Annotated in this window: 14 protein-coding genes; all 14 read left to right on the plus strand. The window is 29.1% G+C overall.

The features are described from left to right. Nucleotides 1-140 (plus strand): 30S ribosomal protein S9 (gene rpsI, locus HMPREF0629_RS04140; protein WP_083763149.1); only part of this gene is annotated, 140 nt, incomplete at its 5' end. A 132-nt stretch (nt 141-272) separates the two neighbouring features. Next, nucleotides 273-503 (plus strand): hypothetical protein, encoded by a 231-nt coding sequence (locus HMPREF0629_RS04145; protein ID WP_036728987.1) that lies wholly within the window; start codon nt 273-275, stop codon nt 501-503. A gap of 286 nt (nt 504-789) precedes the next feature. Further along, nucleotides 790-1326: a helix-turn-helix domain-containing protein gene (locus tag HMPREF0629_RS04150; protein ID WP_009222104.1), complete on the plus strand. Its 537-nt coding sequence runs from the start codon at nt 790-792 to the stop codon at nt 1324-1326. 11 nt (nt 1327-1337) lie between these two features. Beyond that, on the plus strand, nt 1338-2378 hold the full coding sequence (locus HMPREF0629_RS04155; protein WP_009222105.1) for an ABC transporter ATP-binding protein: 1041 nt from the start codon (nt 1338-1340) through the stop codon (nt 2376-2378). Continuing rightward, a complete protein-coding gene (locus HMPREF0629_RS04160; protein WP_009222106.1) occupies nt 2375-3211 on the plus strand; it encodes an ABC transporter permease in 837 nt (278 codons plus the stop codon). Before HMPREF0629_RS04155 ends, HMPREF0629_RS04160 begins: the two co-directional genes overlap by 4 nt. Continuing rightward, nucleotides 3205-3984: an ABC transporter permease gene (locus HMPREF0629_RS04165; protein ID WP_036728979.1), complete on the plus strand. Its 780-nt coding sequence runs from the start codon at nt 3205-3207 to the stop codon at nt 3982-3984. The genes HMPREF0629_RS04160 and HMPREF0629_RS04165 overlap by 7 nt, the downstream gene beginning before the upstream one ends. Nucleotides 3985-3994: 10 nt before the next feature. Then, nucleotides 3995-5059, plus strand: a complete 1065-nt coding sequence (locus tag HMPREF0629_RS04170; RefSeq protein WP_039856611.1) for a PotD/PotF family extracellular solute-binding protein — start codon at nt 3995-3997, stop codon at nt 5057-5059. 105 nt (nt 5060-5164) lie between these two features. Then, nucleotides 5165-5500 (plus strand): hypothetical protein, encoded by a 336-nt coding sequence (locus HMPREF0629_RS04175; RefSeq protein ID WP_036728973.1) that lies wholly within the window; start codon nt 5165-5167, stop codon nt 5498-5500. Then, a complete protein-coding gene (locus HMPREF0629_RS04180) occupies nt 5501-6679 on the plus strand; it encodes a cation:proton antiporter (protein ID WP_009222108.1) in 1179 nt (392 codons plus the stop codon). It abuts the gene before it with no gap. A 99-nt stretch (nt 6680-6778) separates the two neighbouring features. Further along, a complete protein-coding gene (locus tag HMPREF0629_RS04185; protein ID WP_009222109.1) occupies nt 6779-7348 on the plus strand; it encodes a hydrolase in 570 nt (189 codons plus the stop codon). A gap of 73 nt (nt 7349-7421) precedes the next feature. Continuing rightward, a complete protein-coding gene (locus HMPREF0629_RS04190; RefSeq protein WP_009222110.1) occupies nt 7422-8093 on the plus strand; it encodes a response regulator transcription factor in 672 nt (223 codons plus the stop codon). Between the two features lie 28 nt (nt 8094-8121). Beyond that, the gene (locus HMPREF0629_RS04195) at nt 8122-9525 is read left to right on the plus strand and encodes a HAMP domain-containing sensor histidine kinase (protein WP_009222111.1); all 1404 of its coding nucleotides are present in this window, start codon (nt 8122-8124) and stop codon (nt 9523-9525) included. Between the two features lie 239 nt (nt 9526-9764). Next, complete coding sequence (gene mraZ, locus HMPREF0629_RS04200; protein ID WP_009222112.1) at nt 9765-10196, plus strand: division/cell wall cluster transcriptional repressor MraZ; 432 nt, start codon at nt 9765-9767, stop codon at nt 10194-10196. Next, nucleotides 10197-11135 carry a 16S rRNA (cytosine(1402)-N(4))-methyltransferase RsmH gene (gene rsmH / locus HMPREF0629_RS04205; RefSeq protein ID WP_009222113.1) on the plus strand — a complete coding sequence of 313 codons (939 nt, stop codon included), beginning with the start codon at nt 10197-10199 and terminating at the stop codon, nt 11133-11135. It abuts the gene before it with no gap. The last annotated feature ends 52 nt before the right edge of the window (nt 11136-11187 follow it).

The following is an 11187-nucleotide window of genomic DNA, read 5'->3' on the forward strand; positions in this document are numbered from 1 at the left end:
GTGCATTGCTTGAAGTAGATCCTGAACACAGAGTAATTCTTAAAAAAGCCGGTTTCTTAACAAGAGATCCAAGAATGAAGGAAAGAAAGAAGTACGGTTTAAAGAAAGCAAGAAGAGCTCCACAATTTTCAAAGAGATAATATATTATTATATAAAACCTTGGAAAACACCAACATTCCAAGGTTTTTTTATTTTGAAATAAAATTGAACTTGAAGTTATTTATACTGATAGTATAATTAAATTAATATTATTCTATATGGAGATTATTAGTATGAATGAAAATAAAGATAATAAAAATGAAAAAAATATAAGAATTAATGGGAAGTTTTTAAAGTATTTCGGACCGGTGTTTTATATTTTAGGACTTGCAGCAATAATCGGAAGTTATCAAAAGAAAGATATATTTTTGGCAATAGTTGGTATTTTTTTAATATTTTGGACAAAAAGATACAGAAAACCTTATATAAAGGCGCTTGAAGAGTTAGAAAATAAAAAAGAGTAGGTAGGATACAATTTATAAAAATTTATGAACGTGAAAAAGATTTCTTCATAAAAAGATATTAATACATCCTATATTGTTAGATGAAAAAAGTAATAAATATTTAAAGTATAAAATGTAAAGTCTCTTTTTGGAGACTTTATTTTTATTGTTTATGTAGTTTAATTTATAAAACTTTAGGTGTTATTTTTTAAATTTATGTTGACATTAAAAATCAAACAAATTATAATCTTTAGTGGTATTTAATAAATTAAGTAGATAGTTTAATATTTTGTTAAGAGGTGATTATTTGGATATTGGAAATAAACTAAAAAATTTGAGAGTTAAACAGGCGCTTACTCAAGAAGAATTAGCGGATAGATCTGAACTTACAAAAGGGTTTATATCACAAGTTGAAAGAAATTTGACATCACCTTCGGTAGCAACTTTAATTGATATATTAGAAGCACTTGGAACTACTCCTCTTGAATTTTTTGAAGATGATGTAGAGGAAAAGATTGTCTTTAAAAAAGAAGATTACTTTGAAATTGTTAAAGATGATGGTTATAAAATAACTTGGATAGTTCCTAATGCTCAAAAAAATGAAATGGAGCCTATAATTATAGAGCTTGAAAAAAATTCATCGACTAAGCTTTTAGATCCTTTTGAAGGTGAAATAATGGGATATGTATTAGAGGGAAGAGTTGAGCTTAATTATGGAGATAAAAAATTTGATATTAAAAAAAATGAAACATTTTATTTTACTGCGAATAAAGTAAGTTATCTTGAAAATAAAAATGCAAAAGTTGCAAGGGTGATGTATATAAGTTCACCACCTAATTTTTAAGGGGGATGAATATGGAAAATTGTGTAATAGACTTAGTAAATATAAATAAGACTTTTGAAGAAGATGTTATTTTAAGTGATTTTAATTTGTCTGTTAAAAAAAATGAATTTCTTACATTACTTGGTCCGAGTGGTTGCGGAAAAACTACAACTCTTAGAATTATTGGCGGTTTTGAGACACCTGATAGCGGCAAAGTTATTTTTGAAGGAAAAGACATAACAGAACTTGAACCTTATGAGAGAAATATAAATACTGTTTTTCAAAAGTATGCTCTTTTTCCTCATCTAAACGTTTCGCAAAATATAGCTTTCGGATTAAAAATAAAAAAGATGGGTGCATCAGAAATAGCTTCAAAAGTTAAAGAGGTTTTAAAAATTGTAAATCTTAAAAATTTTGAAAATAGATCCATAAATTCTTTAAGTGGTGGACAGCAACAAAGAGTTGCAATTGCAAGAGCACTTGTTAATGAACCTAAAGTTATATTACTTGATGAACCGCTTGGAGCACTTGATTTAAAACTTAGACAAGGTATGCAAATAGAGCTTAAAAAAATTCAAAAAAGTGTTGAAACTACGTTTATTTATGTAACTCATGATCAGGAAGAAGCTCTTTCTATGTCTGATACTATAGTTGTAATGAATAATGGTAAGATACAGCAAATCGGAACTCCCATTGACATATATAATGAACCTAAAAATGCATTTGTAGCTGATTTTATAGGAGAAAGTAATATTATTAATGGCATTATGAGAGAAGATTATTCTGTTGAATTTTTAGGACATTTATTTAAATGTGTTGATAAGGGATTTGATAAGGATGAAGAGGTTGAAATCGTAATACGACCTGAGGATGTTGATCTTGTAAATGGAGATGGAATGCTTAGTGGAGTTGTAAAATCTGAAATTTTCAGAGGAGTTCATTACGAGATGGAAGTTGACGTTAATGGCTTTAATATGCTTGTTCAATCTACGATAAATAGACCTGTAAATTCGGTTGTAGGAATAAATATTGATCCTGATTTGATCCATGTAATGAAAGCTGGTGGAAAATGAAAAAATATTCCTATGTATATGCACTTTGGGCATTAATTTTTATAGTATTTCCAATAGTTTTAATATTGGCATATTCTTTAAATGGCAGTAGGGGTATGGGGCTTTCTGATTTTAAATTTTCTTTTGAAAATTTCAGTAGATTTTTTGAACCGTTATATCTAAAAATACTTTGGACATCTCTTATCGTTGCATTTTTTTCAACAGTTATATGTCTTTTAGTAGGATATCCTGTTGCATATATAATTTCAAGAATGAGCGAAAAGGTCAGAGGTAATTTGATTTTACTATTTATAATTCCGATGTGGATGAATTTTTTGCTTAGAACTTATGCATGGCTGACTTTACTTGGGAACAATGGACTTATAAATAAATTTTTATCTGTACTTGGATTTGCTCCGTTAAATTTGATGTATAATATGCGTGCTGTAATGCTTGGTATGGTATATAATTTTTTGCCATTTATGGTACTTCCGATTTATACGGTATTACTTAAAATTGACAAAAATTTAATTGATGCAGCTAAGGATTTGGGTGCAAATAATTTAAAAGTATTTTTAAAAGTTACATTACCTCTTTCACTTTCAGGAGTGTATACAGGCATAACAATGGTGTTTATACCTGCTATTTCTACATTTGTAATTTCAAATTTACTTGGCGGAAATAGATTTTACTTAATAGGTAATTTAATAGAGCAACAATTTACTTTTACAGGAGATTGGGCTTTCGGTTCTGCGATTTCAATAATTTTGATTATTATAATGATTTTATTCCTTGTAGGTTCAAATATCATTTCCAAAGGTAAAAACAGAGAAGGAGGTGGAGCTATATGGTAAGAAAAATATTGGATAAACTATATTTAATTTTGGTTTTTATTTTTCTGTATGCACCAATAGCTGTGCTTATGGTTTTTTCCTTTAATGATTCTAAATTGAGAGGATCTTGGGCAGGATTTACTTTAAGATGGTATAGAGCTCTTTTGGAAGATTCTACAATTCTCAGAAGTCTTTATATAACTTTAATAGTAGCGGTTATAGCAACATTAATATCTACTGTCCTTGGAACATTTGCAGCAATAGGAATACATGAGCTTAAAGGGCACAGAAAAGAAATAATTCTTGATGTTAACTATTTACCGGTATTAAATCCGGATATTGTAACTGCAGTTGCATTAATGGGGTTATATGGATTTTTAGGACTTAATTTCGGAATGTTGACAATGACACTGTCACATATTGTATTTTGTACACCGTATGTAATTTTATCAGTTCTTCCTAAGTTAAAGCAAATGGACAAAAATACTGTTGAAGCTGCTTTGGATCTTGGAGCAACACCTGAGTATGCTATGAGACATGTGGTTATACCGCAAATAAAACCCGGAATAATAACAGGTGCACTTATGGCATTTACACTTTCAATTGATGATTTTGTTGTAAGTTATTTTACAACAGGCCATGGAGTTCCAAATCTTTCGATTACAATTTATACTATGGCAAGAAAGGGAATTAATCCTGCAATAAATGCAATGTCAACTATAATGTTTATATCTTTATTGGTACTATTGATTATTATTAATAAGAGAAACAGTAAGCAAATTATTAATAAGTGAGGTTACAAATATGAAAAAAAATAAAATTTTATTAATAGGTTTAGTTTTTATAATAGCGATGTTGCTATCTTCATGTGGCGGCAGTTCATCAAGTACGGCTACAATTAATGTATATAATGCGGGCGAATATATGGATCCCAGTACGATAAAGGAATTTGAAAAAGAAACAGGAATAAGAGTTGTATACGATACATTTGCATCTAATGAAGATATGTATATAAAAGCAACTCAATCTAAAGATGCATATGATATTTTAGTTCCATCAGATTATATGATTGAAAGGCTTATAAAGGAAGATATTATACAAAAATTAGATTTTAACAATATACCTAATTATAGCGGTATATCATCTGCTTTAAAAAATAAAGAATTTGATCCGAATAATGAATATTCAGTACCTTATTTTGCGGGAACTGTTGGTATTATATATAATACAGAAATGGTTAGTGAAGATATAAATTCTTGGAATGCACTTTGGGATGCCAAGTATAAAAACCAAATTATAATGTATAACTCTCAAAGAGATTCAATAGCTATAGCATTAAAGAAACTTGGCTATTCCATGAATTCTATAGATAAAACTCAGCTTGAAGAGGCAAAGGAAATATTAATACAACAAAAACCGTTAGTATATGCTTATTTGACAGATGATGGAAGGGATGTATTAGTTCAAGGGGATGCTGCAATGGGGGTTATGTATTCAGGAGATGCTGCTCTTATGATGGAGAATAATTCCAGTTTAAAATATGTAATTCCTAAAGAAGGATCAAATATTTGGATAGATTCATTCGTAATTCCCAAAAATGCAAAAAATAAAGAAGCCGCGGAAAAATTTATTGACTTTATGTGTAGACCGGAGATTGCAGCAAAAAATGCCGAATATTGTGTAGGCTATACTTCTCCTGTTGATGCTGCTAAAGATTTACTTCCTGAAAAATTAAAAAATTCAGAAGTTGCATATCCTGATTATTCTAAATTACCTGAGCTTGAGTCGTATAAAGATCTTGGAGAAAATGTATCTTTATATGATAAAATATGGACAGAAGTATCTGCTACAATGAATGAGAAGCTTTAATAGCTTCTCTTTTTTATGTGATTGATTGAAAAAAATTTAGAATTTAAAGTAATACGCTTTAAAAAATATTAATAGAGTGTATAATATCATATGGAGGTTGATAACATGCAAGTATTATTTATAGTAATTAATCACGAACAGCATTTTAATGACATTTTGGAAGAATTTAAGAATAATGATATAAGAGGAGGTACTATTATTGATAGCGAGGGAATGGCACAATCATTGGCGTATATTGACCCAAGTTTTAGTACCAGTTATTTAAAGGTTATGTTAAATCAGGGAAGACCTTATAATAAGACAATATTTTTATTATTAAATGATGAGAAACTTGAAGTTGCAAAAGAATGTGTTAGAAGAGCAGTTGGTAATTTGAATAAAGAAAATGTTGGAATTATGTTTACTTTTGAAGTAACAAGTTTTGAGGGATTGACTAAATAGATGGATAAAATATATTATATATCAGTATTATTAATAGCAGGACTTGTTTTTTCTAAAATCTTAGGCAAGTTCAAATTTCCGGATGTTACAGGTTTTTTGATTGGTGGGATTATAATAGGTCCATCTGTACTCGGACTTATTCCAAAAGAGGCACTCTCTTCACTTGATGTTGTAAGTGAAGTTGCGCTTGCATTTATAGCTTTTTCAATAGGTGATGAAATGAAGATTTCTGCTATTAAAAAATTGGGAAGCGGAATTTTATTAATAGTTTTATTAGAGGGAATATTTGCATTTATTGCAGTAACTATTTCAACTTTGTTTATATTTAAAGAAAGCTTTGCCTTTTCACTTACACTTGGAAGTATAGCATGTGCAACAGCACCAGCTGCAACACTTATGGTAATTAAACAATACAATGCAAAAGGAGATCTTGTAGATGTACTTATACCTGTTGTAGCACTTGATGATGTTTTATGTATTATTTGTTTTGGAATTGCATCATCAATCACAATTTCTTTAATTTCACATAGTGCTCTTAGTATAGGAGTTATGATTTATAAACCTATTAAAGAAATTATTCTTGCATTACTTTTAGGATTGGTATCGGGAACTGGATTTTCGTTCATTATTAAAAAGGCAAAAAGTGATAGTGAAACAACAATAATCTCAGTTGCATCAATATTTATGGTAACTTCAATAGCTCTATATTTAAAATTATCAAGTCTTCTTACACTCATGCTCATGGGAGTAGTTTCATCAAATATAGGTAAAAGTAATAGAAGATATAGTGCTCTTATAAGTAGTATAGCACCGCCTGTAACAGTATGTTTTTTTGTACTTTCCGGGGCAGAACTTGACTTTGCAAATTTAAAGACTGTTGGATTAATGGGAGCATCATATATAATTACAAGAGTAATCGGGAAAATGCTTGGAGCTTATTCTGCATCTAAGATTGCAAAATTTCCTAAATCAGTTCAAAAATATTTGGGACTTACACTTGTTCCGCAAGCCGGAGTTGCAATTGGCTTAAGTCTTATAGCCTCAAGAATAATTCCCAATCCTCACGGTGCAATGATTAGATCTATTGTGTTAAGTGCGACGATAGTATATGAATTAATAGGACCTTTACTTGCTAAAATAGCTCTTGATAAAGCGGGATGCATAAAAGAAAATAGTTAAATTTTAAACTTCGGTATTAATACCGAAGTTTTTGTTTTTTAATAGTTTAAAATTATTAAAAATTAGGGTATGATAGAAAAAAAGAAAGAGGGTGCTAGTATGATTCCTACAAGGGAACAGGCGTATAATTTGTTAATAAAATATAACGAATCAGATGCATTAATAAAACATGGGCTTCAAGTAGAAGCTGCCATGATTCATTTTGCAAAATATTTTGGTGAAGATGAAGAAAAATGGGGTATAGTTGGGCTTTGTCATGATTTAGATTATGAAAAATATCCTGAAGAACATTGTATAAAAACAAGAGAAATTTTAGAAAGTGAAAATTGGGACGAAGAATATATTCGTGCAATAGAGTCACATGGTTGGAAAATGTGTGTAGATGTTGAACCTATATCGCTTATGGAAAAAACACTTTATACAATAGATGAACTTACAGGAATTATAAATGCTTGTTGCTTACTTAGACCGAGTAAATCTGTGCTTGATTTGAATTTGAAGTCATTAACTAAAAAATTTAAGGATAAAAAATTTGCGGCAGGGTGTGATAGAGACATTATTCTTGAAGGATGTGAAATGCTTCAAATTGATAAAAATATAATTTTTGAAGAAACAATAAAAGGGTTAAGCGAAAGAGCCGAAATATGTGGATTAAAGGGAGAACTTTAATTTAATATATTAATCTTTAAAATTTCATTTCTATTTCACATAATGATTATATATTATAAAAAGAGGTGATAGCTTGTTTAAAATATTAGTTGTAGATGATGAAGAAAAAATAAGAGAAGTAATAAAGACTTATGCAGAGTTTGAAGGTCATAATGTTGTAGAAGCATGCGATGGACTTGAAGCAATAGAAAAATGTAAAGAGCAGGAATTTGACGTTATTGTGATGGATATAATGATGCCAAGACTTGATGGTTTTTCTTCATATAAAGAAATAAAAAAGATTAATGATATTCCTGTATTAATGTTATCGGCAAGAGGAGAGGAATATGATAAGTTATTTGGATTTGAAATTGGAATAGATGATTATGTTGTCAAACCATTTTCTCCAAAAGAACTTATGGCGAGGCTTAATGTAATAGTTAAGAGGCGTCAGAGAATAATTGAAAATGCAGTTTTAGAATTTCAAGGTCTTAAAATTGATTTAGATGGAAGAGTAGTTTATGTGGATGGAGAAAAAGTTGATATGACTCCAAAAGAATATGATTTACTTGTATTTTTAGCGACTAATGAAAATATTGCTCTTTCAAGAGACAAGTTATTAAGCAAAGTATGGGGATATGATTTTTATGGTGATGATAGGACCGTTGATACACATATAAAAATGCTTAGAAATTCTATAAAAGATTATAGAAAATTCATTGTAACAGTTAGAGGAACAGGTTATAAATTTGATACGAAAGAATAAGAATTTAAAAATAGACAAAAAAAGCATAATGTTCACTTTTTGGAAGTACTTTTCTGCATTTGCGGTTGTAATACTTGCTATACTATGGCTTTTTCAAATAGTATTTTTAAATAGATTTTATGAATCTATGAAAATACACGAGGTTACGAAAATTGGAGATTATTTAAGAAGCCAGTATATGAATAAAGATTTTGAGAGTAAAGTATTAAACTATTCTCAAAAAAAAGGACTCAATATAGAAGTAATTGATGAAGAAGGGACTTTAATTTATCCTCTTACATGGCTTGATGTTATGATAAATCCAAAAGTAATAGAAAGTGATGCATTTGATGAATATTTTGCAGGTGTGAAAAACGGAGATCATCCTTATAGGGTTTCAATTACTAAGTTAAAACATTTAGAAACTCCAACTATAGTTTATGCAGGTTATCTTGGTACTACTGCAGGAACCAATTACTATATAATGATAAAAACCTCTCCACAGCCTGTAGATTCGGCAATAGATGTATTAAAGAGACTTTTAATAATAGTTTCTATACTTTCATTGTTGTTGGCATTTGCATTATCTTATTTTATTTCAAGAAGATTATCAAAACCTCTTGTTGAAATGTCAAAAACTGCAAAAAAGCTTGGAAGTGGAGATTATTCTGTAAATTTTAAAAAGGGAGATTATACTGAAATAGATGATCTTTCAAATACACTCAATTATGCTACAAGAGAAATTACAAAAACTATGGAAGTAAGAAAAGACTTAATTGCTAATGTGAGTCATGATTTAAAAACACCTCTTACAGTTATAAAATCTTATGGAGAAATGATAAGGGATATATCAGGAAATAATGAAGAGATGAGAAACAAGCATATTGATACTATAATAAATGAGGCTGATAGACTTACTATGCTTGTAAACGACCTTTTGGATATTTCAAAAATAGAATCAAATCTTGAAGAAATAAAATTTGATTGTATAGATTTAAAAGAAGTTGCAGAAGATGTTATTGATAGATTTAAGATTATGTTTGAAAAAAATAATTATAAATTTAATTTTATTTATTCCGGAAACACTCATATATTTGCAAACAAAAAAAGAATTGAACAAGTAATATATAATCTTATAAATAATGCAATTAATTATTCTAAATCTGAAAAAGATATAACTATAAAAGTTGTTGGAGATTTAGGTGTAGTTAGATTTGACTGTATAGATAAAGGAATAGGAATACCTAAAGATAAATTGGATTCAATATGGGAGAGATTCTATAGAGTTAGAAATAATCATACAAGACCTACAGTTGGAACCGGACTTGGACTTTATATTGTAAAAAATATTTTAGAGCTTCACAAATTTAAATATGGAGTAATTTCGGAGGAAGGAGTAGGATCTGATTTTTATTTTATAACGAAGCAATGTAATACAAAAGTTGTATCTTAATGTAATTATAATAATGAAAAAAACAATTTATAGTATGCCTTTAAAGATTATAAACAATATATAGTTGAATTTTGATTTTGATTTAAATATAACAGCGTAGATATATAAAAATAGAGAATAGGGACTTAGGTCCCTATTTATTTTTTTTATAAATTATAATGGAATAAGTAACGTAAATAGTGTAAAATGTAATTAAAGTGGTAGTAAGTGGTAAATAGTGGTAATAAGTGGTGATAGAAATGCTTATAGGTGAATATAGACATTCCCTTGATAATAAGGGAAGAGTGATGATTCCATCTAAATTAAGAGAAGATCTTGGAGATAATTTTGTAATTACAAAAGGATTAGACAAGTGTCTTTTTGTGTATCCAAATGAAGAATGGAAAAGGATTGAAAATAAACTTAAAGAATTACCGATGACTAATAAAGCTGCAAGATCATTTATAAGAATATTTTTCTCTGGAGCTACAAATGAAGATTTAGATAAACAGGGAAGAGCGCTAATACCACAAAATCTCAGAGAACATGCAGAAATTTTAAAAGATGTAGTTATTATAGGAGCAAGTACGAGAGCTGAAATATGGAGTAGTGAAAATTGGGATTCATATAATGATGATGAAGGTTTAAGCTATGAAGAGGTTGCCGAAAAAATGGCGGAGCTTGGAATATAAATGAAATTTAATCATAAATCAGTATTGTTTGAAGATACAATAAATTTATTGAATATAAAAGAAAATGGAATATATGTTGATGGGACAATAGGTGGAGCGGGACACTCATCTCAAATATTAAAGATACTTAATGGAACAGGACTATTAATAGGTATAGATCAAGATTTAGCTGCATTAGAAAAATCAAAAGAGGTTCTTGGAGAACTCGGCTATAATAACTATAAGTTATTTAATTCAAATTATAAAGATTTTAATGTTATTCTCGATTCTTTGGAAATTGATAAAGTGGATGGATTTTTACTGGACTTGGGAGTAAGTTCATATCAATTTGATGAAGGGGATAGAGGATTTTCATATAATTATGATGCAAAGCTTGATATGAGAATGGATACAAATGCTGCATTTAGTGCTTGGGATATAGTAAATGGATATTCAAAGGAAGAAATTGCAAAAATTTTATGGGATTATTCTGAAGAAAAATGGGCAGGAAGAATAGCGGATTTTATAGTTAAAAGTAGAATAAAAAAACCTATAGATACAACTTTTGAACTGGTTGAAATAATAAAAAATGCAATTCCTGCTGCAGCGAGAAAGAAAAAAGGTCATCCTGCTAAAAAAACATTTCAAGCACTTAGAATAGAAACAAACAATGAGCTTGATGTTTTAAGAAATACACTTGGTAGAATGATTGACAGATTAAATCCAGGTGGAAGAATAGCTGTAATATCATTTCATTCTCTTGAAGACAGGATAGTTAAAGAAACATTCAAGTATTATTATTTAGATTGTATTTGTCCTGAAAAGGCTCCAGTATGCAACTGCGGTAAAAAACGTGAAATTGAAATAATAACAAGAAAGCCTATAGTTGCTTCTGAAAAAGAACTAATAGAAAATAACAGAGCACATAGTGCAAAATTAAGGGTTGCAGAAAAATTATAGAGGTGTAAAATGTTTAAAGTAAAAAATGATTTTAAAATACAGAAAAATAAAA

Source organism: Peptoniphilus sp. oral taxon 386 str. F0131 (assembly GCF_000090945.1).
GTDB lineage: Bacteria > Bacillota > Clostridia > Tissierellales > Peptoniphilaceae > Anaerosphaera > Anaerosphaera mikwangii.